We start from the raw sequence: 24,012 nt of genomic DNA, 5'->3' as shown, positions 1-24,012 counted from the left end.
GTAGATGCAGTCCTGGGAATTCCGGAAAGTAGGGACCAGCCGTGATTTTGGGGTTCGAGATCGCCCTGATCGTCTTCAGCCTGCTGCTGATGCTGCTGGTGCTGATGCACAAGGGAAAGGGTGGCGGCCTCTCCGACATGTTCGGTGGCGGTATGCAGTCCTCCGTCGGTGGCTCCTCGGTCGCCGAGCGCAACCTCGACCGCATCACCGTCGTGGTCGGTCTGGGATGGTTCGCCTGCATTGTGGTCCTTGGTCTGCTGATCAAGCTGGACAACTGACCCGTCGTCCGCGATTCCCGGTGAGGGTGTAACTCCTTTCACTGGACGCGCGTTGGGCCTTACGTAGACTGGGGCATCTTCGAGCACCATCACGCAGGGAGTTACGACCGTGGCAAGTGGCAACGCGATCCGGGGAAGCCGGGTCGGAGCGGGGCCGATGGGGGAGGCCGAGCGGGGCGAGTCCGCACCGCGCCTCCGCATCTCCTTCTGGTGCTCGAACGGGCACGAGACGCAGCCGAGCTTCGCCCATGACGCGCAGGTACCGGAGACCTGGGACTGCCCGCGCTGCGGCTTCCCGGCCGGTCAGGACCGGGACAGCCCGCCGGACCCGCCGCGCACCGAGCCGTACAAGACGCATCTGGCGTACGTACGGGAGCGGCGCAGCGACGCTGACGGCGAAGCCATTCTCGCCGAGGCCCTTGCCAAACTGCGCGGCGAAATCTAGCGCCCTTCCCGGCGCGCTGGAAAACGTTCACCGGCCGGACACCCCAGGGTGTCCGGCCGGTCTGCAATTTCCCTGCCGTTGCCCGCATTTCCCGTGCCGCAGCCCACCCTCGCGCCCCGGCGACTCCCGATCAATTAGGTTGGAGGGGCAGCGGGGATGCGCAAGTACGAGAAGAAGTGGGCTGATATCCGCGATGAACGCACAAAGCCGAACCAGGCTCAATCAGACGCCCGAGTGGACGGCTCTCGGCAAGCACCGTGAAGAGCTCGGCGGGACCCATCTGCGGCAGCTGTTCGCGGACCGGCCGGACCGCGGCAGTGCCTACACCCTGCGGGTCGGCGACCTGTACCTCGACTACTCCAAGCACCTGGTCACCGACGAGACGCTCCGCCTGCTGCGCGAACTCGCCACCGCCACCGGGGTCACGGAACTGCGCGACGCGATGTTCCGCGGCGAGAAGATCAACACCACCGAGGACCGGGCGGTCCTGCACACCGCGCTCCGCGCCCCGCGCGACGCGGTGATCGAGGTCGACGGCGAGAACGTGGTGCCCGCCGTGCACGCCGTCCTGGACAGGATGGCCGCCTTCTCCGAGCGGATCAGGTCGGGGCAGTGGACCGGTCACACCGGCCGGCCCGTCAAGAACATCGTCAACATCGGCATCGGCGGCTCCGACCTCGGCCCCGCCATGGCGTACGAGGTGCTGCGCTCCTTCACGGACCGCTCGCTCACCGTCCGCTTCGTCTCCAACGTGGACGGAGCCGACCTCCACGAGGCGGTGCGCGACCTCGACGCGGCCGAGACGCTGTTCGTGATCGCCTCCAAGACGTTCACCACGATCGAGACCATCACCAACGCCACCTCCGCCCGCGACTGGCTGCTCACCGAGCTGAGGGCCGGTCAGGACGCCGTCGCCAAGCACTTCGTGGCGCTGTCGACCAACGCCGCGAAGGTCGCGGACTTCGGCATCGACACGGCCAACATGTTCGAGTTCTGGGACTGGGTCGGCGGCCGCTACTCCTACGACTCCGCCATCGGTCTCTCGCTGATGGTCGCCATCGGCCCGGACCGGTTCCGCGAGATGCTCGACGGCTTCCACCTCGTCGACGAGCACTTCCGCACCGCCCCCGCGGAGGAGAACGCCCCGCTGCTGCTCGGCCTGCTGGGTGTCTGGTACGGCGCCTTCTTCGACGCCCAGTCGCACGCGGTGCTGCCCTACAGCCACTATCTGTCCAAGTTCACCGCGTATCTGCAGCAGCTGGACATGGAGTCCAACGGCAAGTCCGTGGACCGGGACGGCAACCCGGTGGACTGGCAGACCGGCCCGGTGGTCTGGGGCACCCCCGGAACCAACGGCCAGCACGCGTACTACCAGCTGATCCACCAGGGTACGAAGATGATCCCGGCGGACTTCATCGGCTTCGCCGCCCCGGTGCACGACCTGCTGCCCGGACTGATCGCCCAGCACGACCTGCTGATGGCCAACTTCTTCGCCCAGACCCAGGCACTCGCCTTCGGCAGGACGCCCGACGAGGTCCGCGCCGAAGGGGTGCCCGAGGAACTGGTCCCGCACAAGACGTTCCGGGGCAACCACCCCACGACCACGATCCTCGCCGACCGGCTGACCCCCTCGGTCCTCGGCCAGCTGATCGCGCTCTACGAGCACAAGGTCTTCGTCCAGGGCGCCGTCTGGAACATCGACTCCTTCGACCAGTGGGGCGTCGAGCTCGGCAAGGTACTCGCCAAGAAGATCGAACCGGTCCTGACCGAGGGCACCGGCGGCGAGCGGCTGGACAGCTCCACCGCGACACTGGCCGCCGCCTACCGCACGCTGCGGGGGCGCTGAGCCGATGCCGCGGGGGGAGGGGACGATACGGCTCCGGCCGCCGGTCAACACGCTGGACGGACGGGCCGTGGGCTGGTGGCGCGCCCAGTGGGCGCTGCTCACCGCCGTACCGGTCGTGGTGCTCGGGGTGCTGGGCGCGCTCATCGAACCGGCCCGGTTCTGGCTGCTGCTGCCCGCCGGAGTGCTGGCCGTCACCGGAGCGGTCTGCGCCGTCCTCCTCCCCCTGTGGTGGTTCCGTACCCACCGCTGGGAGGTCACCGAGGACGCGGTGTACGTCCGCACCGGCCTCCTCCGGCAGGAATGGCGGATCGCGCCGATGTCCCGGATCCAGACCGTGGACACCGTGCGCGGCCCGCTGGAACAGCTCTACCGGCTCGCCACGGTCACCGTCACCACCGCGTCCGCCAAGGGCGCGGTGAAGATCGAGGGCCTGGACCACGAGGTGGCGGCCGAGCTGGCCGAACGGCTGACCCGGATCACCCGCGACACCCCGGGCGACGCCACATGAGCGCTGCCGGCGACTGGCGCCGCCTCGCCCCGCGCACGGTCCTGGCCACCGCGCTCGTCACGGCGGGCGTCGCGGCGGGCACGGCCGTGCCGACCACCCTCGGGCTGACCGGCCGGCTCGGCACCGGCCCGGCGGTCCTCTGGGTACTGGCCGGAGCCGTCCTGCTGATCGGCTGCGCGGCGGCCGGCGACCACATCCGCTGGCGCCGCACCCGCTACCGCGTCGGCCCCGGCCGCGTCGACCTCCACACCGGGCTCCTGCTCGTCAAGAAGCGCTCCCTGGCCCGCGAGCGCATCCGCAGCGTCGATCTGACCGCCCACCTGATGCTGCGCCTCCTCGGCCTCGTCACGGTCAGGATCGGCACCGGGGAGCACGCCGGGGGCGAATCCACCCTGGAGCTCGACCCGGTGACCCGCGCCGAGGGCGAACGGCTGCGCCGGCTGCTGCTGGAACGCACCGTCACCGTCCCCGGGGGCAGCCACCGCGAGGGCGACCTGGTCACCCTCGACCCCCGCTGGATCCGCTATGCCCCGGTCTCCTTCGTCGCCCCGATGCTGGGCGGCGCCGCGGCGGGGGCCGTGATGCAGGTCAGCGAATGGGTGGGGGCACAGGGGCAGGTCATCGCCTGGATCGGTGATCGCTTCCGGGAGACCCCGCTGCTCTGGATGATCGTGATCCTGGCCCTGGCGGCCCTTGCCGCAGGTGTCCTCGGCGCGCTCGGACTCTGGGTCGAGATGTGGTGGAACTACCGCCTGGAGCGCGAACCCGGCGGCACCCTGCGGGTCCGGCGCGGGCTGCTGACCACCCGCTCCATCTCGGTCGAGGAGGCCAGACTGCGCGGTGTGGACCTCGTCGAGCCGCTCGGTGTCCGGCTGCTCGGCGCCGCCCGGCTGGACGCGATCACCACGGGGATGGCCAAGGACGAGGACTCGGAGAACGCGGACCACAACACCCTGCTCCCGCCCGCGCCCCGGCGGCTGGCCGACAGCGTCGCCGCCGAGGTGCTGCGGGAGCAGGTCGCCCCGACCGGTGTCCCGCTCACCGGGCACCCCCGCGCGGCCCGCCGCCGCAGGCTGGGCTGGGCGCTCTCGGCGGCCCTGGCCCCCGCCGCGGTCCTGGCCGTGCTCGGGGCACTGCTGACGCCCGTCCTGCTCTGGATCGCGCTCGCCTGGGCGGTGGTGTTCCCGCCCGTCGCGGTCCTGCTCGCGCTGGACGCGTACCGTGCGCTGGGACACGCCATCGGCGGCCGGTATCTGGTGACCCGCTCCGGCACCGTCCGCCGCTCCACCGCCGCGCTGGAGCGGACCGGGGTGATCGGCTGGACGGTCAGGCAGACGTACTTCCAGCGGCGGGCCGGGCTGCTGAGCATCACCGCCACCACGGCCGCCGGAGCGGGCGCCTACACGGCGCACGACGCCGACGCCCACGAGGGCCTCGGCTTCGCCGCCGAGGCCGTCCCCGGCCTGCTGGAACCCTTCCTGGAGCGTGTGACGGCGGAGGCCCGGCCCGCTCGATGAGCGAACCGGGCCTCCGCGGTGTCCTGCCGGCGACCGCTCAGGGAGAGGCCGGCGGATACAGCGCACGCGGCAGCCGCGAGGCCGCCGCGGCGTCCAGCAGCCACAGCGTCCGGGAGCGTCCGTACGCCCCCGCCGCCGGGGCCTGGATCTCCCCGGCACCGGACAGCGCGATGGCCGCGGCCTCCGCCTTGTCCTCGCCCGCCGCCAGCAGCCACACCTCGCGCGCCGCCCGGATCGCGGGCAGCGTGAGGGAGACCCTGGTCGGCGGCGGCTTCGGGGCACCGTGCACACCGACGACGGTGCGCTCGGTCTCCCGTACCGCGGGCAGCTCCGGGAAGAGCGAGGCGACATGGGTGTCCGGGCCCACGCCCAGCATCAGCACGTCGAAAGCCGGTACGGGGCCGTGGTCCTCCGGCCCCGCCGCCGCGGCGAGTTCCGCGGCGTAGCCGGCGGCGGCCGCGTCCGCGTCATTGCCGTACGCGCCGTCCGAGGCCGGCATCGCGTGCACCCGGGCGGGATCCAGCGGCACCGAGTCCAGCAGGGCCTCGCGGGCCTGCGTGACATTGCGCTCCGGGTCGCCCTCGGGCAGGAAGCGCTCGTCGCCCCACCAGAGGTCCAGCCGTGCCCAGTCGACCGCGTCCCGGGCGGGCGCCGCGGCGAGTGCCGCCAGCAGGCCGTTGCCGTTGCGTCCTCCGGTCAGCACCACTGAGGCGTGACCGCGTGCGGCCTGGGAGTCCACGATCCTCGTGATCAGCCGGGCCGCCGCGGCCTGTGCCATCAGCTCCTTGTCGCGGTGCACGACCAGCTGGGGGACCGTCACTTGGACGCCGCCTTCTTGGCCGGGGCCTTCTTCGCGGCCGGGGGCTTCGCCCCGTCGTCGGCGGACGGCTGCTCCGCCGCCCGGACGGCCCGCACCGTCGGCGCGGGTGACGGACCGCCGAGGCGCTCCACACCGAACTTCACCGCGGACTCGTAGGTGTTGTCCGGGTCCAGACGGCGCAGCTCCTCCGCGAGCAGCTCGGCGGTCTCCCGCCGCTTGAGCGCGACGGCGCGGTCCGGCTGCCCCTCCATGGAGAGCGTGGCCAGTGAGCCGTCGGCCCGGTCGAGAACGATGACACCGTTCTTCGTCTCCATCCGGACCGCGGTCAGACCGGGACCGCCGGAGAGCGTGCGCTCCACCGGGACCCCCAGCCGGTCCGCGAGCCACATGGCGAGCAGTTCGCAGCTCGGGTTGTCGCTCTCGCCCTCGACGGTCGCGGCACTGACCGCGGCGGGCTGCTGGTCCAGCGCGGCGGCCAGCATCGAACGCCACGGGGTGATGCGGGTCCAGGCGAGGTCGGTGTCGCCCGGGTTGTACGTCGCCGCGCGTACCGCCAGCTCGTCGAGCGGGCGTTCGGCGGAGTAGGCGTCCGTGATCCGGCGCTGCGCGAGGGCCCCCAGCGGGTCCTTCGCCGGTTCGGCGGGCGCGTCCTCGGGCCACCACACCACGACCGGGGCGTCCGGCAGCAGCAGCGGCAGGACCACCGACTGGGCGTGGTTGGCCAGTTCGCCGTGCAGTCGCAGCACGACGGTCTCGCCGGTGCCGGCGTCGGAGCCGACGCGGACCTCGGCGTCGAGCCGGGCGTCGCGGCGGCTGCGCGGCGAGCGGCTGACCCGCTTGATCACCGCGATGATCCGCGAGGGGTGTTCGCGCGAGGCGTCCCCCGCCGACTTGAGCGCGTCGTACGCGTTCTCCTCGTCGGTGACGATGACCAGCGTGAGCACCATGCCGATGGCCGGGGTGCCGATGGCCCGGCGGGCCGACACCAGGGCCTGGTTGATCTTGCTGGACGTGGTTTCCGTGAGATCGATCTTCATGGCCGGCGCCAGCTCCGTCCGTCGCGTGCGAGCATCTCGTCAGCCTCGGCCGGACCCCAGGTGCCGGCCGCGTACTGCGCGGGCTTGCCGTGCTTGTCCCAGTACTCCTCGATCGGGTCGAGGATGTTCCAGGAGAGTTCGACCTCCTGGTGGCGGGGGAAGAGGTTGGCGTCGCCGAGGAGCACATCGAGGATGAGCCGCTCGTACGCCTCCGGGCTGGACTCCGTGAAGGACTCGCCGTAGGCGAAGTCCATCGTGACGTCCCGGACCTCCATCGAGGTGCCGGGCACCTTGGAGCCGAAGCGCACGGTCACGCCCTCGTCCGGCTGGACCCGGATGACCAGGGCGTTGCTGCCCAGTTCCTCGGTGGCACCGGACTCGAAGGGCAGATACGGGGCCCGCTTGAAGACGACCGCGATCTCGGTGACCCGGCGGCCGAGCCGCTTTCCGGTACGGAGGTAGAACGGCACGCCCGCCCAGCGGCGGTTGTTGATCGTCAGCTTGATCGCGGCGAAGGTGTCGGTCGTCGACTTGGGGTCGATGCCGTCCTCCTCCAGATAGCCGGGGACTTCCTCGCCACCCTGCCACGCGTGCGCGTACTGGCCGCGCACGGTGTGCTTGCCCAGGTCCTCCGGCAGTTCGACCGCCGTGAGCACCTTGAGCTTCTCGGCGACGAGCGCCTTGGGGTGGAAGGAGCCGGGCTCCTCCATCGCCGTCAGCGCCAGCAGCTGGAGCAGGTGGTTCTGGATGACGTCACGGGCCGCGCCGATGCCGTCGTAGTAGCCGGCCCGGCCGCCGATGCCGATGTCCTCGGCCATCGTGATCTGGACGTGGTCGACGTAGGACCGGTTCCAGATCGGCTCGAACATCGTGTTGGCGAAACGCAGAGCCAGGATGTTCTGGACCGTCTCCTTGCCCAGGTAGTGGTCGATCCGGAAGACCTCGTTGGGCGGGAACACATCGTGCACGAGCTGGTTGAGCTCCTGCGCGCTGGTGAGGTCGTGCCCGAACGGCTTCTCGATGACGGCACGCCGCCACGAGCCTTCCTTCTGGTCGGCGAGCCCGTGCTTCTTGAGCTGCTGGACGACCTTGGGGAAGAACTTCGGCGGCACGGACAGGTAGAAGGCGAAGTTGCCTCCCGTGCCCTGCGCCTGGTCGAGCTCCTGGATGGTGGCCTTCAGGGTCTCGAAGGCATCGTCGTCGTCGAAGTTGCCCTGGACGAAGCGCATCCCCTGGATGAGCTGCTGCCAGACCTCTTCGCGGAACGGGGTACGGGCGTGCTGCTTGACGGCGTCGTGGACCTCTTGGGCGAAGTCCTCGTCCTGCCATTCGCGGCGGGCGAAGCCGATGAGCGAGAAGCCCGGCGGCAGCAGGCCGCGGTTGGCCAGGTCGTAGACAGCGGGCATCAGCTTTTTACGGGACAAATCGCCCGTGACGCCGAAGATGACCAGGCCCGACGGCCCCGCGATACGCGGGAGCCGTCGGTCCTGGGCGTCACGAAGCGGGTTGGCTCCGGGAACACCAGACAAGGTGGTCAGCCCTCCGAAGGGGCGAGGCGCTTGAGCTCCGCCTCGGTGGAAGTGAGCAGGTCGTTCCAGGACACGGCGAACTTCTCGACGCCCTCGTCCTCCAGGACCCGCACGACGTCGTCGTAGGAGATCCCGAGCTTCTCGACGGCGTCGAGTTCGGCGCGCGCCTGCTCGTAGGTGCCGGCGATGGTGTCACCGATGATCTGTCCGTGGTCCGCCGTGGCGTTCAGCGTGGCCTCGGGCATGGTGTTCACCGTGCCGGGGGCGACCAGATCGTCGACGTACAGCGTGTCCTTGTACGCGGGGTCCTTGACGCCGGTGGAGGCCCACAGCGGACGCTGCTTGTTGGCCTGTGCCCTGTCGAGGGCGGCCCAGCGGTCGGAGGCGAAGACCTCCTCGTACGCCTGGTAGGCGAGCCGTGCGTTGGCGAGCGCCGCCTTGCCCTTGAGGGCCTTGGCCTCGTCGGTGCCCAGCGCGTCCAGACGCTTGTCGATCTCGCTGTCCACCCGGGAGACGAAGAACGAGGCGACCGAGTGGATCTTGGAGAGGTCCAGACCCGCGGCCTTCGCCTTCTCCAGACCCGCCAGGTAGGCGTCCATGACCTCGCGGTAGCGCTCCAGCGAGAAGATCAGCGTCACATTGACACTGATGCCCTTGCCGATGACCTCGGTGATCGCCGGCAGACCGGCCTTCGTCGCCGGGATCTTGATGAGCGTGTTCGGCCGGTCCACCAGCCAGGCCAGCTGCTTGGCCTCGGCGACGGTCGGCGCGGTGTGGTGGGCCAGCCGCGGGTCCACCTCGATGGAGACCCGGCCGTCCTGGCCGTCGGTCGCGTCGAAGACCGGACGCAGGATGTCGGCGGCGTCACGGACGTCCGCCGTCGTGATCATGCGGATGGCCTCGTCGACGGTCACCTTGCGGGTGGCGAGGTCGGTGAGCTGCTGCTCGTAGCCGTCGCCCGAGGAGATCGCCTTCTGGAAGATCGACGGGTTGGTGGTGACACCCACGACGTGGCTCTGGTCGATCAGCTCCGCGAGATTGCCGGAGGTGATCCGCTTGCGCGACAGGTCGTCGAGCCAGATCGCCACGCCCTCGTCGGAGAGGCGCTTGAGTGCGTCTGTCATGAGAATTGCATCTCCTACTAGTCGTATATACCGGCGTCAGCGCGCGGCGGCGGCGAGAGATTCCCGCGCGGCGGCGGCCACGTGCTCGGCGGTGAAGCCGAACTCCCGGAACAGCACCTTCGCGTCGGCCGAGGCACCGAAGTGCTCCAGCGACACGATCCGCCCGGCGTCACCGACGTACCGGTACCAGGTCAGGCCGATGCCCGCCTCGACGGCGACCCGGGCCTTCACGGACGGCGGCAGGACGCTGTCGCGGTACGCCTGGTCCTGCTCCTCGAACCACTCGACCGACGGCATCGAGACGACCCGGGTCGGCACCCCGGCCGCCTGGAGCTGCTCGCGCGCCTCCACGGCGAGCTGCACCTCGGAGCCGGTGCCGATCAGCAGGACCTGCGGCTCGCCGCCCTCGGCGTCGAAGAGCACATAGCCGCCCCTGGCCGCGTCCTCGTTCGCCTCGTACGTCGGCACACCCTGGCGGGTCAGCGCCAGACCGTGCGGGGCGCCCTTGCCGAACACCTTGGTGTAGCGGCGCAGGATCTCGCGCCAGGCGATCGTGGTCTCGTTGGCGTCGGCCGGGCGCACGATGTTCAGACCCGGGATGGCGCGCAGCGCGGCCAGGTGCTCCACCGGCTGGTGGGTCGGGCCGTCCTCGCCCAGACCGACCGAGTCGTGCGTCCACACGTACGTCACCGGCAGGTGCATCAGCGCGGACAGACGCACCGCGTTGCGCATGTAGTCGGAGAACACCAGGAAGGTGCCGCCGTAGATACGGGTGTTGCCGTGCAGCGCGATGCCGTTCATGGCGGCGGCCATGGCGTGCTCACGGATACCGAAGTGGATCGTGCGGCCGTACGGGTCCGCGCCCGGCAGCGGGTTGCCCGCCGGGAGGAACGAGGAGTTCTTGTCGATCGTGGTGTTGTTCGAGCCCGCGAGGTCGGCGGAGCCGCCCCACAGCTCGGGGATGACCCCGCCCAGGGCCTGGAGCACCTTGCCGGACGCGGCGCGGGTGGCGACGCTCTTGCCCGCCTCGAAGAGGGGAAGCTTCTCCTCCCAGCCCGTGGGCAGCTCGCCCGCGGCGATCCGGTCGAACTCGGCGGCGCGCTCCGGGTTGGCGGTGCGCCACGCGGCGAAGGACTTCTCCCAGGTGGCCTTGGACTCACGGCCGCGGTCCAGCGCCTCGCGGGTGTGCGCGATGACCTCGTCGGAGACCTCGAAGGACTTCTCCGGGTCGAAGCCGAGGACCCGCTTGGTGGCGGCGACCTCGTCGTCGCCGAGCGCCGAGCCGTGCGCGGCCTCGGTGTTCTGGGCGTGCGGGGCGGGCCAGGCGATGATCGACCGGGCCGCGATGAACGACGGGCGCCCGGTCTCGGCCTTGGCGGCCAGCAGCGCCTCGTACAGACCCCTGGGGTCGAGGTCACCGCTGGGCAGCTGCTCGACGCGCTGGACGTGCCAGCCGTACGCCTCGTAGCGCTTGAGGGTGTCCTCGGAGACCGCGGTCTCCGTGTCGCCCTCGATGGAGATGTGGTTGTCGTCCCACAGCAGGGTCAGGTTGCCCAGCTTCTGGTGACCGGCCAGCGAGGAGGCCTCGGCCGAGATGCCCTCCTGGAGGCAGCCGTCACCGGCGATGACCCAGATGTTGTGGTCGAACGGGGAGGTGCCGGGGGCCGCGTCCGGGTCGAACAGGCCGCGCTCGTACCGTGCCGCCATGGCCATGCCCACGGCGTTGGCGACACCCTGGCCCAGCGGCCCGGTGGTCGTCTCGACGCCCGTGGTGTGCCCGTACTCCGGGTGGCCGGGGGTCTTGGAGCCCCAGGTGCGGAAGGCCTTCAGATCATCGAGCTCCAGGCCGTAGCCGGCCAGGTAGAGCTGGATGTAGAGGGTCAGGCTGGAGTGGCCCGCGGAGAGGACGAACCGGTCACGGCCGGTCCAGTCGGCGTCCGCCGGGTCGTGCCGCATCACCTTCTGGAAGAGGGTGTACGCGGCGGGAGCCAGGCTCATGGCCGTACCCGGGTGGCCGTTTCCGACCTTCTGTACGGCGTCCGCGGCGAGGACGCGGACAGTGTCCACGGCCCGCTGGTCCAATTCGGTCCACTGGAGGTCTGTGGTGGTCGGCTTGGTGCTCACCCTGAGTCAGGGCTCCTCTCCACTGTTGTAACCGGTGGCTGTTACCGCACCGGGCATTGTCGAGCCTACCCCCGTCACCACGCTCGATTTCCGGGCTCTTTCCAGGGTGCGGGCGACCCACGCGGTTCGCCCGTCGGCGGAATGCGTCCGTTCATTGCCGCGCCACCTCAACACGACCCCACCCCCGCGAAGATCGGTGTATCCCCAACGTCTACAGTGGTCTGGTTCGCGCAAGTCTTTACCGGGCCTTCACTCCCGGAGCTTGCTGGGATTTCTCTGTCAGGGGTGTGCGTGACGGCCGTCGAGTCCCGACCCGCAGGGGTCGCCTTGACTCCGAGCCCAGGGGGCCATCGCCCGTTCGGGGCCCGCATCAAGGCATTCGTGGCGCTTACCAAGCCGCGGATCATCGAGCTGTTGCTCATCACCACCGTTCCGGTGATGTTCCTCGCCGCTCAGGGTGTGCCCGACCTGTGGCTCGTACTCACTACCACCATCGGTGGATATCTCTCCGCCGGCGGTGCCAATGCGCTGAACATGTACATCGACCGCGACATCGACGCGTTGATGGACCGTACGTCACAGCGCCCGCTGGTCACCGGCATGGTGAGCCCGCGCGAGTGCCTGGCCTTCGGAATCGCCCTCGCGGTGATTTCCACCGCCTGGTTCGCGTTCTTCGTCAACTGGCTCTCGGCATGGCTCGCGCTCGGCGCGCTCCTCTTCTACGTCGTCGTCTACACGATGCTGCTGAAGCGCCGTACCTCGCAGAACATCGTCTGGGGCGGAATCGCCGGATGCCTCCCGGTCCTCATCGGCTGGTCCTCGGTGACCAACTCGATGTCCTGGGCCGCCGTCATCCTCTTCGCGGTCATGTTCTTCTGGACGCCGCCGCACTACTGGCCGCTGTCCATGAAGGTCAAGGACGACTACGCCCGGGTCGGCGTGCCGATGCTCCCCGTCGTCGCCACCAATCAGGTGGTCGCCCGCCAGATCGTCATCTACAGCTGGGTGATGGTCGGGGTCTCGCTGCTGCTGACGCCGCTGGGCTACACGGGCTGGTTCTACACGGTGGTGGCGGTGCTCTCCGGCGCCTTCTGGCTCTGGGAGGCGCACGGCCTGCAGAGCCGCGCCAAGGCCGGGGTGACCGGCGCCAAGCTCAAGGAGATGCGGCTGTTCCACTGGTCCATCACCTATGTCTCGCTCCTCTTCGTCGCCGTCGCGGTGGATCCCTTCCTGCGCTGACGAGTCACCCGCCGCACGGGCGGGGTACGTGGCCTGGGCCACGTACCCCGCCCGTCGCCGTTTGATCTACCCGTCGGTAGCATCCTGTGCATGGCAGAGACGGCAGCAGACACGGCAGAGACCCGGCGGGCGGACAGCAGGCGGGAGGCCCGCGCGGAGCGCAGGGCGGCGAGGCTCGCCAAGCAGATCGGCGCCTTCGCCAAGGAGCACGGCGGGGCCGAGGGGCAGCTCGCCCACATCGGGGAGTCCGGCACCCGCATCGTCCTCGTCGGCGAGGACGGCGGCTGGGGCGACCTGGTCGCACCGTCGTACGCCGTCGCCGAGAACGCGGCGCGGAAGTCCGGCATCACGATGCACGAGTCCTTCGACGGCGACTTCGCGGCCAAGGTCCGCACCGGTCCGTACGAGTGGTCGAGGATGGCGGGCATCCAGGTCGGCGGCCCGTCCAACGACCGCTGAGCCGTCCGCCCGGCACAGCCCGGCGGCGGCCCGCCCGGAGTTCACTCGTCGGGCCGTACGCACGCGTGGGTCCCGGGCGCGTCCCGGGCCCCGGACGCACGATCGCCGCCCCCGGCAGCCGGGGGCGGCGATCGTGCGTCCGGGAGGTCCGTCGCCCTCCGGCGGTTCAGCTCGCGGGCGCGGGCGTGGCCTTCTGCTGCTCGGCGGACGGGCCCGGGACCGGGGTGCTCGCCTCGGCCGGCCGCTCGCGCATGCTCAGCGCCAGCCGCAGCACGGCGATCCACATCAGGGACGAGCCGAACATGTGGAGGCCGACCAGGACCTCGGGCACATCACTGAAGTACTGCACGTAGCCGATCCCGCCCTGTGCCACCAGCACGATCAGCAGGTCGCGGGCGCGTGCCCGGGTGTCGGCGGGGGCGTCCACCGTCCGCAGGGCCAGCCACATGCCGATGGCCAGGGCGCAGACGACCCAGGCGGCGATGGCGTGCACATGGGCCGCCGCGTTCCAGTCCCACGGCATGCGCGGGACGTCGCTGCTGTCACCGGCGTGCTTGCCGGAGCCGGTCACCGTCGTACCGAGCGCGATCAGGACCACCGAGGTGCCGACGATGGCCCAGGACAGGCCGCGTACGGGACGCGGTGCGCGGGGACGGCGCGGGCCGTCGCCCTCGCCGACCCGGACCCAGGTGATGACCGCGACGGTGAGCAGGCAGTTGGCCAGCAGGAAGTGTCCGGCCACGGACCACGGGTTGAGGCCGGCCCAGACCGTGATCCCGCCGATGACGGCGTTCCCCATCACGAGCCAGAACTGGGACCAGGCCAGCCGCGTCAGGGCGCGGCGCCGGGGCTTGGCGGAACGCGCCGAGATGATCGCCCAGCCGACCGCGGCCGACAGGACGTAGGTGAGCATGCGGTTGCCGAATTCGATGGCGCCGTGCAGGCCCTGCTCGGGCGTGGCGAAGAGGCTCTCGTCGGTGCACTTGGGCCAGGTGTCGCAGCCCAGACCGGAGCCGGTCAGCCGGACGGCGCCGCCGGTGATGATGATGAACACGGTCATCACGACCGCGGAGAGCGCGGCGCGCCGGACCACCTTGGTGGACGGCGTCCAGCGCTTGGCGATGTAGGAGAGGGGTGTTTCCACGCGCACCATCGTAGGCCGGGGCTTGTGCATGTTTTCACGAGGGGTGGGGTGGTTCCCGGACGACTCAGGACATCACCGGAATGTCAGCAGGTGGTCACCTGGAAGGACACGTGCTCACCGCGCCGGCAGGCGCGTGCTCACTCCCAGCGGAAGAACCGTGCCGCCGCGCCCAGCCCCAGCACCGACCAGACCGCCAGGATCCCGAGATCGCCCCAGGGGACGGACGCGCCGTGCTGGAGCACGTCCCGCAGTCCGTCCGAGAGCGCCGAGATCGGCAGCAGCCCCAGCACCGACTGCACCCCTTCGGGGAACTTGTCCAGCGGCACGATGACCCCGCCGCCGACCAGCAGCAGCAGGAAGACCAGGTTGGCGGCCGCGAGTGTCGCCTCCGCCTTCAGCGTCCCGGCCATCAGCAGCCCGAGTCCGGAGAAGGCCGCGGTGCCCAGTACGAGGAGCAGCAGGACGGCGACGGGGCCGCCGTGCGGCGACCAGCCCAGCGCGAAGGCGATGACGGTCAGCAGCACGATCTGGAGCACTTCGGTGACCAGGACGGACAGCGTCTTGGCGGTCATCAGCGCCCAGCGCGGCAGCGGTGAGGCGCCGAGCCGCTTGAGCACCCCGTAGCGGCGCTCGAAGCCGGTGGCGATGGCCTGGCCGGTGAAGGCCGTGGACATCACCGCGAGCGCGAGGATGCCGGGCGTCAGGAAGTCGACCGGCTCGCCCGAGCCGGTGTCGATGACGTCGACGGCGCTGAACAGCACCAGCAGCAGCGTCGGGATGATCACCGTCAGCAGCAGCTGCTCGCCGTTGCGCAGCAGCATCCGTGTCTCCAGCGCGGTCTGCGCGGCGATCATGCGGGGCAGCGGGGCGGCGCCGGGGCGCGGGGAGTACGTACCGGCGCTCATGCGCGCAGCTCCTTGCCGGTCAGTTCGAGGAAGACGTCCTCCAGGGTGTGCCGCTCCACGGAGATGCCGTCCGGCATGACCCCGTGCTGGGCGCACCAGGAGGTGACGGTGGCCAGGAGCTTCGGATCGATCTGTCCCGTGATGCGGTACGTCCCCGGGAGCGGCTCGGCGGCGCCGCTGCCGTCGGGCAGGGCCTTGAGCAGCGAGGCGAGGTCCAGGCCGGGCCGTCCCGTGAAGCGCAGGGTGTTCTCGGCGCCGCCGCGGCACAGCTGTTCCGGGCTGCCCCGGGTGATGACCCGGCCCGCGTCGATGATCGCGACCTCGTCGGCGAGCTCCTCCGCCTCGTCCATGAAGTGGGTGGTCAGCACGGTCGACACGCCGTCGGCGCGCAGTTCCTTCACGAGTTCCCAGGTGGAGCGGCGGGCCTGCGGGTCCAGGCCCGCGGTCGGCTCGTCCAGGAAGAGCAGTTCGGGGCGGCCGACGACCGCCATGGCGAGCGAGAGCCGCTGCTGCTGGCCGCCGGAGAGCCGCCGGTACGCCGTCCGGCCGCAGCCGCCGAGGCCGAGGCGGTCGATCAGGGCGTCGACGTCCAGGGGATGGGCGTGCAGCCGGGCCATGTGGCGGAGCATCTCCTCCGCCCGCGCGCCCGAGTAGACCCCGCCGGACTGGAGCATCACACCGATCCTCGGGCGGAGCTTCTCCGCCTCGGTGACCGGGTCGAGGCCGAGCACCCGGACGGTTCCCGCGTCGGGGCGGCGGTATCCCTCGCAGGTCTCGATGGTGGTGGTCTTCCCGGCGCCGTTCGGGCCGAGGACCGCGGTCACCGCGCCGGCCGGAACGGTCAGGTCGAGGCCGTCGAGGGCGGTCTTGGCGCCGTACCGCTTCACCAGGCCCTCGACCAGTACGACAGGCTCGCTCTTCATGGCGGGTAAGTCTAGGCAGGCCGGGGAGGCGGTTCGTCCCCGGGGAGCCCCGCGGGGGCGGGTCCGGACCGGTCCGCGAGGCCAGATTAGGTGACCCTAAGTGACGAATCGCACCGTTGATCGTTCCGGACCGTGGTTGTCAGGGCCGGATGAATTACGCAACAATGGCGTTGTGAAATACGTTGGCGAGGCTCCGCAGGAGGAACTCGCGACCGGTGAGCGCTCGACGCGCAACCGGGTCGCGCGCTCCATCCTGGACCACGGCCCTTCCACCGCAGCCGATCTGGCGAAGCGGGTGGGTCTGACCCAGGCCGCTGTCCGCCGCCACCTCGACGCACTCGTCGCCGACGATGTCGTCGAGCCCCGTGAACAGCGGGTCTACGGCGCGAGGACCCGCGGCCGCCCCGCCAAGGTGTTCGCCCTGACCGCCTGCGGCCGGGACGCTTTCGACCAGTCCTACGACAAGCTCGCCGCGGACGCCCTGCGCTGGATCGCCGAGACCTCGGGCGACGCGGCGGTGCTCGCCTTCGCCCGTGCCCGGATGGCCGAGCAGGCCGAGGGATACCGCGAGGCGGTCGAGGCCGCGGCTCCCGAGGACCGCGCCGAGGCGTTGGCCAAGGCCCTGTCCGCCGACGGGTACGCTGCCATGGCGCGAAGTGCGCCGGGCCCCCAGCAGGGCGAGCAGCTGTGCCAGCACCACTGCCCGGTCGCGCATGTCGCCGAACAGTTCCCACAGCTGTGCGAGGCGGAGACGGAATTCTTCTCCAGCCTCCTCGGGACCCATGTGCAGCGTCTGGCCACCCTTGCCCACGGCGACGGCGTGTGCACGACCTTCGTGCCGCGCAGCGCTCACGCAGCACCATCACAGACCACCCCATCAGCATCTGCAAGCACGGCCGGGAGGAACCCCGCATGACGCTCCCCACGGAGACTGCCCACCCTGAGCTCGAGGGTCTGGGCACGTACGAATTCGGCTGGGCCGACTCCGACGCGGCAGGAGCGGCGGCGAAGCGCGGCCTCTCCGAGGCTGTCGTCCGCGACATCTCGGGCAAGAAGAGCGAGCCCGAATGGATGCTGAAGCTGCGGCTCAAGGGCCTGAAGCTGTTCGGCAAGAAGCCCATGCCGAACTGGGGCTCCGACCTGTCGGGCATCGACTTCGACAACATCAAGTATTTTGTACGGTCCACCGAGAAGCAGGCGGAGTCCTGGGAGGACCTGCCCGAGGACATCAAGAACACGTACGACAAGCTCGGCATCCCCGAGGCGGAGAAGCAGCGCCTGGTCGCCGGTGTCGCCGCGCAGTACGAGTCCGAGGTCGTCTACCACCAGATCCGTGAGGACCTGGAGGAGCAGGGCGTCATCTTCCTCGACACCGACACCGCGCTGAAGGAGCACCCGGAGCTCTTCAAGGAGTACTTCGGCACCGTCATCCCGGTCGGCGACAACAAGTTCGCCTCGCTGAACACGGCCGTGTGGTCCGGCGGATCGTTCATCTACGTTCCCAAGGGTGTCCACGTCGACATCCCGCTCCAGGCCTACTTCCGTATCAACACGGAGAACATGGGCCAGTTCGAGCGGACGCTGATCATCGTCGACGAGGACGCCTACGTCCACTACGTCGAGGGCTGCACCGCGCCGATCTACTCCTCGGACTCGCTGCACAGCGCCGTGGTCGAGATCATCGTGAAGAAGGGCGGCCGCTGCCGCTACACGACCATCCAGAACTGGTCGAACAACGTCTACAACCTCGTCACCAAGCGCGCCGTGGCGTACGAGGGCGCGACCATGGAGTGGGTCGACGGCAACATCGGCTCCAAGGTCACCATGAAGTACCCGGCGGTCTACCTGATGGGCGAGCACGCCAAGGGCGAGACGCTCTCCATCGCCTTCGCGGGCGAGGGCCAGCACCAGGACGCCGGCGCCAAGATGGTCCACATGGCCCCGAACACCTCCTCCAACATCGTCTCCAAGTCGGTGGCGCGAGGCGGCGGCCGTACCTCCTACCGCGGTCTGATCGAGATCGGCGAGGGCGCGCCGGGCGCGAAGTCCAACGTGCTCTGTGACGCGCTGCTGGTCGACACGATCTCGCGCTCCGACACCTATCCCTACGTCGACGTCCGCGAGGACGACGTGTCGATGGGCCACGAGGCGACCGTCTCCAAGGTCTCCGAGGACCAGCTCTTCTACCTCATGAGCCGTGGACTCACCGAGTTCGAGGCCATGGCGATGATCGTGCGCGGCTTCGTCGAGCCGATCGCGAAGGAGCTGCCCATGGAGTACGCCCTGGAGCTCAACCGGCTGATCGAGCTGCAGATGGAGGGTTCGGTCGGCTAGTACGGCCGCGCGCCGTACCACCGGACGAATCCCGAGTTCCTGACTGAGAAAGCGAGCACTACGACAGCCATGGCTGAGGCTCAGAACATTCCGGCGGGCTCCACCACCGCCGGGTCCATCGCGGTGGCCGCCGAGTCGACCGTCGCCACGCGCATGAGCGCCCCCCCGTCCTTCGACGTCGCGGACTTCCCGGTCCCGCACGGCCGCGAGGAGGAATGGCGCTTCACGCCGCTGGAGCGGCTGCGCGGGCTGCACGACGGCACGGCCGTCGCCACCGGCGGCGGCGTCAAGGTCGCGATCGAGGCGCCCGAGGGCGTCACCGTCGAGACCGTCGGCCGCGACGACGCGCGGCTCGGCAGGGCCGGTACGCCGGTGGACCGGGTCGCCGCCCAGGCGTACTCCGCCTTCGAGAAGGCCTCGGTCGTCACGGTCGCCAAGGAAGCCGTGCTCACCGAGCCGGTCCGGATCGCCGTGCACGGCGAGGGCGGTGTGGCCTACGGCCACCAGGTCATCGAGCTGGGCGCCTTCGCCGAAGCCGTCGTCGTCATCGACCACACCGGTGACGCGGTGCTCGCCGCCAACGTCGACTACGTCCTCGGCGACGGCGCGAAGCTGACCGTCGTCTCCGTCCAGGACTGGGACGACACGGCTGTCCATGTCGGCCAGCACAACGCGCTGGTCGGCCGGGACGCCTCCTTCAAGTCGGTCGTCGTCACCTTCGGCGGGGACCTGGTGCGGCTGCACCCGCGGGTCGCCTACGCGGGCACCGGCGGCGAGGCCGAGCTCTTCGGCCTGTACTTCACCGACAAGGGCCAGCACCAGGAGCACCGCCTCCTGGTCGACCACAACACCCCGCACTGCAAGTCCAACGCGGTGTACAAGGGCGCGCTCCAGGGCGAGGGCGCTCACGCCGTGTGGATCGGTGACGTCCTCATCCAGGCCAGGGCCGAGGGCACCGACACCTACGAGATGAACCGGAACCTCGTCCTCACGGACGGCGCCCGGGTCGACTCCGTACCCAACCTGGAGATCGAGACCGGCGAGATCGTCGGCGCCGGCCACGCCTCGGCGACCGGCCGCTTCGACGACGAGCAGCTCTTCTACCTCCAGTCGCGCGGTATCCCGGCCGAGGAGGCCCGCCGTCTCGTCGTGCGCGGCTTCTTCGCCGAGCTGGTCCAGCAGATCGGCCTGCCGGACGTCGAAGCGCGTCTCCTCGACAAGATCGAGGCCGAGCTGAAGGCGTCCGTCTGATGACCTTCGTCAAAGCCTGTGCGCTGAGTGAGCTGGAGGACGACACCCCCAAGCGGGTGGAGCTCGACGGCACACCCGTCTCCGTCGTCCGCACCGAGGGCGAGGTGTTCGCGATCAACGACATCTGCTCGCACGCGAACGTCTCGCTGTCGGAGGGCGAGGTGGAGGACTGCATGATCGAGTGCTGGCTGCACGGATCGAGCTTCGACCTCCGTACCGGCAAGCCGTCCGGCCTTCCCGCGACGCGCCCCGTCCCCGTATACCCCGTAAAGATCGAAGGGGACGATGTGCTCGTCTCCGTCACCCAGGAGTCCTGAGTCACCCATGGCAACGCTTGAAATCCGCGACCTGCACGTCACCGTCGAGGCCGACAACGCCACGAAGGAGATCCTCAAGGGCGTCGACCTGACCGTGAAGCAGGGCGAGACCCACGCCATCATGGGCCCCAACGGGTCCGGCAAGTCCACCCTCGCGTACTCGCTGGCGGGTCACCCCAAGTACACGATCACGCAGGGCACGGTCACCCTCGGCGGCGAGGACGTCCTGGAGATGTCCGTCGACGAGCGCGCCCGCGCCGGCCTGTTCCTCGCCATGCAGTACCCGGTCGAGATCCCCGGTGTCTCGGTCTCCAACTTCCTGCGCACCTCCGCCACCGCCGTCCGCGGCGAGGCGCCCAAGCTGCGTACGTGGGTGAAGGAGGTCAAGGAGACGATGGCCGGGCTCCAGATGGACCCGTCCTTCGCCGAGCGCAACGTCAACGAGGGCTTCTCCGGCGGTGAGAAGAAGCGCCACGAGATCCTTCAGCTGGAGCTCCTCAAGCCGAAGATCGCGATCCTCGACGAGACGGACTCCGGTCTGGACGTCGACGCGCTGAAGACCGTCTCCGAAGGAGTCAACCGGGTCCGTGAGGGCGGCGAGGTCGGCACCCTGCTGATCACGCACTACACGCGGATCCTCCGCTACATCAAGCCCGACTTCGTGCATGTCTTCGCCAACGGCCGTATCGCCGAGTCCGGCGGCGCCGAGCTCGCCGACAAGCTGGAGGACGAGGGCTACGAGGCATACGTGAAGGGTGGCGCTTCCGCGTGACTGACGCCCGACAGGGGCTCTCCGGCCTCCTCGACACCGAGGCGATCCGCAAGGACTTCCCCCTCCTGGACCGCACGGTTCACGACGGCAAGAAGATCGTGTACCTGGACAGCGCGGCGACCTCGCAGAAGCCGCGGCAGGTCCTCGACGCTCTCAACGAGTACTACGAGCGGCACAACGCCAACGTCCACCGCGGTGTGTACACCATCGCGGAGGAGGCCACCGCGCTGTACGAGGGCGCTCGCGACAAGGTCGCGGCCTTCATCAACGCGCCCAGCCGCAACGAGGTGATCTTCACGAAGAACGCCTCCGAGTCGCTCAACCTCGTGGCCAACATGCTGGGCTGGGCGGACGAGCCCTATCGGGTCGACCGCGACACCGAGATCGTCACCACCGAGATGGAGCACCACTCCAACATCGTGCCGTGGCAGCTGCTCTCGCAGCGCACCGGCGCGAAGCTGAAGTGGTTCGGCATCACGGACGACGGCCGTCTCGACCTGTCCAACATCGACGAGATCATCACGGAGAAGACGAAGATCGTCTCCTTCACCCTGGTCTCGAACATCATGGGCACGATCAACCCGGTCGAGAAGATCATCCGCCGCGCCCAGCAGGTCGGCGCGCTGGTCTGCATCGACGCCTCGCAGGCGGCCCCGCACATGGTGCTCGACGTGCAGGCGCTGCAGGCTGACTTCGTGGCCTTCACCGGCCACAAGATGGTCGGTCCGACCGGTATCGGCGTGCTGTGGGGACGGCAGGAACTCCTGGAGGACCTGCCCCCGTTCCTCGGCGGCGGCGAGATGATCGAAACCGTGTCGATGCACTCGTCGACGTATGCCCCCGCGCCGCACAAGTTCGAGGCGGGTACGCCCCCGATCGCCCAGGCCGTCGGCCTCGGCGCGGCCGTGGACTACCTCTCGGCGATCGGCATGGAGAAGATCTACCGCCACGAGCACGCGATCACCGAGTACGCGGTGAAGCGGCTCCTGGAGGTCCAGGACCTCAGGATCATCGGTCCGGCGACGGCCGAGGACCGCGGCGCCACGATCTCCTTCACGCTCGGCGACATCCACCCGCATGACGTGGGCCAGGTCCTCGACGAGGAGGGCATCGCCGTCCGGGTCGGCCACCACTGCGCGCGGCCGGTCTGCCTGCGGTACGGAATTCCTGCGACGACGCGAGCGTCGTTCTATCTGTACTCCACGCCCGCCGAGGTCGACGCCCTGGTGGACGGTCTGGAGCACGTCCGGAACTTCTTCGGCTGAGGGCTGACTGGTGAAGCTTGATTCGATGTACCAGGAAGTGATCCTGGACCACTACAAGCACCCCCATGGGCGTGGCCTGCGGGACGGCGACGCCGAGGTGCATCACGTCAACCCGACGTGCGGTGACGAGATCACGCTCCGGGTGAAGTACGACGGCGAGACCATCGCCGACGTGAGCTACGAGGGCCAGGGCTGCTCCATCAGCCAGGCCAGCGCCTCCGTGCTGAACGAGCTGCTGGTCGGCAAGGAGCTCGCCCAGGCGCAGCGGATCCAGGACGCGTTCCTGGAACTGATGCAGTCCAAGGGTCAGCTGGAGCCGGACGAGGAGATGGAGGAGGTGCTGGAGGACGCGGTCGCGTTCGCCGGTGTCTCCAAGTACCCGGCCCGGGTCAAGTGCGCGCTGCTGAGCTGGATGGCGTGGAAGGACGCGACGGCGAAGGCGCTGTCCGAAGGGAAGACGGCATGAGCGACAACGAGACTCTCACCACCAAGCCGGCCTCCGAGGAGGAGGTCCGCGAGGCGCTGTACGACGTGGTCGACCCCGAGCTGGGCATCGACGTCGTCAACCTGGGGCTGATCTACGGCATCCACGTCGACGACGCCAATATCGCCACTCTCGACATGACCCTGACGTCCGCGGCCTGTCCGCTGACCGATGTCATCGAGGACCAGGCGAAGTCCGCGACCGACGGCATCGTCAGCGAGCTGCGGATCAACTGGGTCTGGATGCCGCCGTGGGGCCCGGACAAGATCACGGACGACGGGCGCGAGCAGCTGCGCGCGCTGGGCTTCAACGTCTGAGACGTCCCGTCCCACGTCCGGTGGTCCGTCGCGTCACCCCGTGGCGTCGCCCCGTCGCCCCCTTTTGTACGACAGTGAACGGCCGTGCCCGCCAGTCTGCCTGGCGGGCACGGCCGTTCACGTGTCAGCGGCGACGTCGGCCGCCGCGGGGTCCGCAGGTCACGGGGTGGCCGGGGGCGGGCCGTACTGCTCGGGCAGCACGACGGCCGCCTCGGCCAGGACCGGGCCCAGGTTCTCCGTGCGGATGCGCCGGTCCACGTAGAGCAGGCCGACGACCAGCGGCGGGAAGATGGTGGAGAACAGCTGGCTGATCATCTGGCTGATCAGCATGAGTACGATCAGACCGCTCATGGCGGCCACGATCGCGCCGGCACTCGCGTCGGGTGCCAGCTCGTCGGTGTCGGTCATGCCCGGGAACGAGCCCATGACCGAGAACGGCATCTGGAGCAGCGAGCCGGCCATCGACGCCATGACGTATCCGAGCAGCGAGATCCCCAGGATGCGCCACCAGTCGCCGCGCACCAGCTGGGACGAGCGGCGCAGGGCCGCGATCGGGCCCTGGTCCTCGAAGACCACGATCGACGGGGCCAGCGAGAACTTCACCCAGAGCCAGATCGCCAGCGGCACGAGGAGCAGGGTGCCGGGAACGCCGATCCACAGCATCGGCAGGACGCCGTCCGCATCGGCCACGAAGTAGATGATCATGCCGATGAAGGCGGTCATGGCGAGCAGCGTCGGTACAAGGGCGATCAGCGCCGTGAGGAACACGGTGCCGATCATGGCCCAGACCCGGGCCCAGGCCCGCTTCCAGACCGCCCCGAAGGTGGCCGGGCGGCCGAGCACGGCCTGCTGGAGTATCGCCGGGACGGCGGCCTGCATCAGGGCGGCGGCCAGGATGTACACGACGATGCCGATGATGATCACCACACCGAAGGCGACCGCCAGCGGGATCCAGTCGTCCGAGGCCGGGGCCTGTGAGGACGAGGACCCCCAGTAGTCGTCGGCCGTGACCACGTCCCAGTGGACGGCGACGGCGGAGAACGCGACGAGCGCCGCCGCCACCAGCAGCAGCGTCGCCCCGGCGAAGGCGGTCACACCCATGCCGAACAGGGGCTTCCAGTAGCGCCCCATGGTGGAGAAGGCACCGCTGAGTATGTCCGAGACCCTCAGCGGCGCGAGGGGTATGACTCCCGGCTTCGGCGGTGCCGCCCAGGTGCCGCCCCACCCCCCGCCGCCCCAGCCCCCGCCTCCGGGGGGCCCTCCATAAGGCACCCCTCCGGGCGGCCCTCCGTAGGGGCCCCCGCCGTGCGGGGCCCCGCCGTAGGGTGCGCCCCCGCCGGGGCCCCCGCCCCACCCTGCATCCTGCGTCACTGC

Annotated in this window: 24 protein-coding genes; 15 read left to right on the top strand and 9 right to left on the bottom strand. The window is 69.9% G+C overall.

Annotation, left to right across the window (positions count from 1 at the left end; genetic code table 11):
* Positions 1-41 precede the first annotated feature (41 nt).
* The 5 genes from secG (at position 42) to ACIGJO_RS00600 (ending at position 4,594) form a co-directional block, all read left to right on the top strand.
* On the top strand, positions 42-278 hold the full coding sequence (gene secG / locus ACIGJO_RS00620) for a preprotein translocase subunit SecG (protein ID WP_018104607.1): 237 nt from the start codon (positions 42-44) through the stop codon (positions 276-278).
* 109 nt (positions 279-387) lie between these two features.
* Entirely contained in the window at positions 388-723 is a 336-nt protein-coding gene (locus ACIGJO_RS00615; protein ID WP_136207022.1) for an RNA polymerase-binding protein RbpA, read from the top strand.
* Positions 724-916: 193 nt separating this feature from the next.
* Positions 917-2,569 (top strand): glucose-6-phosphate isomerase, encoded by a 1,653-nt coding sequence (gene pgi / locus ACIGJO_RS00610; RefSeq protein WP_399949913.1) that lies wholly within the window; start codon positions 917-919, stop codon positions 2,567-2,569.
* 4 nt (positions 2,570-2,573) lie between these two features.
* Positions 2,574-3,077, top strand: a complete 504-nt coding sequence (locus tag ACIGJO_RS00605; protein WP_399949910.1) for a PH domain-containing protein — start codon at positions 2,574-2,576, stop codon at positions 3,075-3,077.
* Positions 3,074-4,594 (top strand): PH domain-containing protein, encoded by a 1,521-nt coding sequence (locus ACIGJO_RS00600; protein WP_399949907.1) that lies wholly within the window; start codon positions 3,074-3,076, stop codon positions 4,592-4,594. The genes ACIGJO_RS00605 and ACIGJO_RS00600 overlap by 4 nt, the downstream gene beginning before the upstream one ends.
* A gap of 37 nt (positions 4,595-4,631) precedes the next feature.
* Here ACIGJO_RS00600 and pgl read toward each other — a convergent pair whose 3' ends face one another.
* From pgl to tkt, 5 genes are read right to left on the bottom strand one after another with little or no spacing between them, the layout of a single operon-like run.
* A complete protein-coding gene (pgl, locus tag ACIGJO_RS00595; protein WP_399949904.1) occupies positions 4,632-5,414 on the bottom strand; it encodes a 6-phosphogluconolactonase in 783 nt (260 codons plus the stop codon).
* Positions 5,411-6,451, bottom strand: coding sequence for a glucose-6-phosphate dehydrogenase assembly protein OpcA (gene opcA / locus ACIGJO_RS00590; protein WP_399949901.1), 1,041 nt, complete (start codon positions 6,449-6,451; stop codon positions 5,411-5,413). The genes pgl and opcA overlap by 4 nt, the downstream gene beginning before the upstream one ends.
* Positions 6,448-7,980, bottom strand: a complete 1,533-nt coding sequence (gene zwf, locus ACIGJO_RS00585; RefSeq protein WP_399949898.1) for a glucose-6-phosphate dehydrogenase — start codon at positions 7,978-7,980, stop codon at positions 6,448-6,450. Before zwf ends, opcA begins: the two co-directional genes overlap by 4 nt.
* Positions 7,981-7,985: 5 nt before the next feature.
* Complete coding sequence (tal, locus tag ACIGJO_RS00580; RefSeq protein WP_399949895.1) at positions 7,986-9,104, bottom strand: transaldolase; 1,119 nt, start codon at positions 9,102-9,104, stop codon at positions 7,986-7,988.
* A gap of 36 nt (positions 9,105-9,140) precedes the next feature.
* Positions 9,141-11,228 (bottom strand): transketolase, encoded by a 2,088-nt coding sequence (gene tkt / locus ACIGJO_RS00575; RefSeq protein ID WP_399949892.1) that lies wholly within the window; start codon positions 11,226-11,228, stop codon positions 9,141-9,143.
* 285 nt (positions 11,229-11,513) lie between these two features.
* Here tkt and ACIGJO_RS00570 point away from each other — a divergent pair, with 285 nt between their 5' ends.
* Together ACIGJO_RS00570 and ACIGJO_RS00565 are read left to right on the top strand one after the other, a co-directional pair.
* Positions 11,514-12,467 (top strand): heme o synthase, encoded by a 954-nt coding sequence (locus ACIGJO_RS00570; protein ID WP_266929678.1) that lies wholly within the window; start codon positions 11,514-11,516, stop codon positions 12,465-12,467.
* A 90-nt stretch (positions 12,468-12,557) separates the two neighbouring features.
* Positions 12,558-12,926: a hypothetical protein gene (locus ACIGJO_RS00565; RefSeq protein ID WP_399949887.1), complete on the top strand. Its 369-nt coding sequence runs from the start codon at positions 12,558-12,560 to the stop codon at positions 12,924-12,926.
* 166 nt (positions 12,927-13,092) lie between these two features.
* Here ACIGJO_RS00565 and ACIGJO_RS00560 read toward each other — a convergent pair whose 3' ends face one another.
* The 3 genes from ACIGJO_RS00560 to ACIGJO_RS00550 form a co-directional block, all read right to left on the bottom strand.
* Positions 13,093-14,079, bottom strand: coding sequence for a heme A synthase (locus ACIGJO_RS00560; protein ID WP_399949884.1), 987 nt, complete (start codon positions 14,077-14,079; stop codon positions 13,093-13,095).
* A 128-nt stretch (positions 14,080-14,207) separates the two neighbouring features.
* Entirely contained in the window at positions 14,208-14,975 is a 768-nt protein-coding gene (locus tag ACIGJO_RS00555) for an ABC transporter permease (RefSeq protein ID WP_399949881.1), read from the bottom strand.
* Entirely contained in the window at positions 14,972-15,898 is a 927-nt protein-coding gene (locus tag ACIGJO_RS00550; protein ID WP_399949878.1) for an ABC transporter ATP-binding protein, read from the bottom strand. The genes ACIGJO_RS00555 and ACIGJO_RS00550 overlap by 4 nt, the downstream gene beginning before the upstream one ends.
* Before the next feature lie 172 nt (positions 15,899-16,070).
* Here ACIGJO_RS00550 and ACIGJO_RS00545 point away from each other — a divergent pair, with 172 nt between their 5' ends.
* The 8 genes from ACIGJO_RS00545 to ACIGJO_RS00510 all read left to right on the top strand — a co-directional run bounded on the left by ACIGJO_RS00545 (position 16,071) and on the right by ACIGJO_RS00510 (position 22,638).
* Positions 16,071-16,814: a helix-turn-helix transcriptional regulator gene (locus ACIGJO_RS00545; RefSeq protein WP_399949875.1), complete on the top strand. Its 744-nt coding sequence runs from the start codon at positions 16,071-16,073 to the stop codon at positions 16,812-16,814.
* A complete protein-coding gene (sufB, locus tag ACIGJO_RS00540; RefSeq protein ID WP_399949872.1) occupies positions 16,811-18,232 on the top strand; it encodes a Fe-S cluster assembly protein SufB in 1,422 nt (473 codons plus the stop codon). The genes ACIGJO_RS00545 and sufB overlap by 4 nt, the downstream gene beginning before the upstream one ends.
* Before the next feature lie 69 nt (positions 18,233-18,301).
* A complete protein-coding gene (gene sufD, locus ACIGJO_RS00535; protein ID WP_399949869.1) occupies positions 18,302-19,483 on the top strand; it encodes a Fe-S cluster assembly protein SufD in 1,182 nt (393 codons plus the stop codon).
* Positions 19,483-19,800 (top strand): bifunctional 3-phenylpropionate/cinnamic acid dioxygenase ferredoxin subunit, encoded by a 318-nt coding sequence (locus ACIGJO_RS00530; protein ID WP_136328637.1) that lies wholly within the window; start codon positions 19,483-19,485, stop codon positions 19,798-19,800. The genes sufD and ACIGJO_RS00530 overlap by 1 nt, the downstream gene beginning before the upstream one ends.
* A gap of 7 nt (positions 19,801-19,807) precedes the next feature.
* Complete coding sequence (sufC, locus tag ACIGJO_RS00525) at positions 19,808-20,572, top strand: Fe-S cluster assembly ATPase SufC (RefSeq protein ID WP_399949864.1); 765 nt, start codon at positions 19,808-19,810, stop codon at positions 20,570-20,572.
* Complete coding sequence (locus ACIGJO_RS00520) at positions 20,569-21,837, top strand: cysteine desulfurase (protein WP_399949861.1); 1,269 nt, start codon at positions 20,569-20,571, stop codon at positions 21,835-21,837. The genes sufC and ACIGJO_RS00520 overlap by 4 nt, the downstream gene beginning before the upstream one ends.
* Positions 21,838-21,847: 10 nt before the next feature.
* Positions 21,848-22,303, top strand: coding sequence for a Fe-S cluster assembly sulfur transfer protein SufU (sufU, locus tag ACIGJO_RS00515; protein WP_399949859.1), 456 nt, complete (start codon positions 21,848-21,850; stop codon positions 22,301-22,303).
* Positions 22,300-22,638: a metal-sulfur cluster assembly factor gene (locus ACIGJO_RS00510; RefSeq protein ID WP_073720270.1), complete on the top strand. Its 339-nt coding sequence runs from the start codon at positions 22,300-22,302 to the stop codon at positions 22,636-22,638. The genes sufU and ACIGJO_RS00510 overlap by 4 nt, the downstream gene beginning before the upstream one ends.
* Before the next feature lie 159 nt (positions 22,639-22,797).
* Here the strand turns inward: ACIGJO_RS00510 and ACIGJO_RS00505 are convergent, their stop codons facing one another.
* A complete protein-coding gene (locus ACIGJO_RS00505; protein ID WP_399951646.1) occupies positions 22,798-23,793 on the bottom strand; it encodes a hypothetical protein in 996 nt (331 codons plus the stop codon).
* Positions 23,794-24,012: the final 219 nt, after the last annotated feature.

Source organism: Streptomyces sp. NPDC079020, from assembly GCF_044542225.1.
Classification (GTDB): Bacteria; Actinomycetota; Actinomycetes; order Streptomycetales; family Streptomycetaceae; genus Streptomyces.
Note: the sequence above shows the minus strand (reverse complement) of the source record. Positions and strands in the feature narration are given on the sequence as shown.

What these genes read in the sequence shown, in the direction of transcription:
- ACIGJO_RS00530 (WP_136328637.1), top strand. Translation starts at nt 19,483, where the DNA reads ATGACCTTCGTCAAAGCCTGTGCGCTGAGTGAGCTGGAGGACGACACC.
- ACIGJO_RS00560 (WP_399949884.1), bottom strand. Translation starts at nt 14,079, where the DNA reads ATGGTGCGCGTGGAAACACCCCTCTCCTACATCGCCAAGCGCTGGACG.
- sufC (WP_399949864.1), top strand. Translation starts at nt 19,808, where the DNA reads ATGGCAACGCTTGAAATCCGCGACCTGCACGTCACCGTCGAGGCCGAC.
- ACIGJO_RS00510 (WP_073720270.1), top strand. Translation starts at nt 22,300, where the DNA reads ATGAGCGACAACGAGACTCTCACCACCAAGCCGGCCTCCGAGGAGGAG.
- sufD (WP_399949869.1), top strand. Translation starts at nt 18,302, where the DNA reads ATGGCTGAGGCTCAGAACATTCCGGCGGGCTCCACCACCGCCGGGTCC.
- ACIGJO_RS00555 (WP_399949881.1), bottom strand. Translation starts at nt 14,975, where the DNA reads ATGAGCGCCGGTACGTACTCCCCGCGCCCCGGCGCCGCCCCGCTGCCC.
- ACIGJO_RS00565 (WP_399949887.1), top strand. Translation starts at nt 12,558, where the DNA reads ATGGCAGAGACGGCAGCAGACACGGCAGAGACCCGGCGGGCGGACAGC.
- opcA (WP_399949901.1), bottom strand. Translation starts at nt 6,451, where the DNA reads ATGAAGATCGATCTCACGGAAACCACGTCCAGCAAGATCAACCAGGCC.
- ACIGJO_RS00600 (WP_399949907.1), top strand. Translation starts at nt 3,074, where the DNA reads ATGAGCGCTGCCGGCGACTGGCGCCGCCTCGCCCCGCGCACGGTCCTG.
- tal (WP_399949895.1), bottom strand. Translation starts at nt 9,104, where the DNA reads ATGACAGACGCACTCAAGCGCCTCTCCGACGAGGGCGTGGCGATCTGG.
- pgi (WP_399949913.1), top strand. Translation starts at nt 917, where the DNA reads ATGAACGCACAAAGCCGAACCAGGCTCAATCAGACGCCCGAGTGGACG.
- sufB (WP_399949872.1), top strand. Translation starts at nt 16,811, where the DNA reads ATGACGCTCCCCACGGAGACTGCCCACCCTGAGCTCGAGGGTCTGGGC.
- ACIGJO_RS00550 (WP_399949878.1), bottom strand. Translation starts at nt 15,898, where the DNA reads ATGAAGAGCGAGCCTGTCGTACTGGTCGAGGGCCTGGTGAAGCGGTAC.
- ACIGJO_RS00605 (WP_399949910.1), top strand. Translation starts at nt 2,574, where the DNA reads ATGCCGCGGGGGGAGGGGACGATACGGCTCCGGCCGCCGGTCAACACG.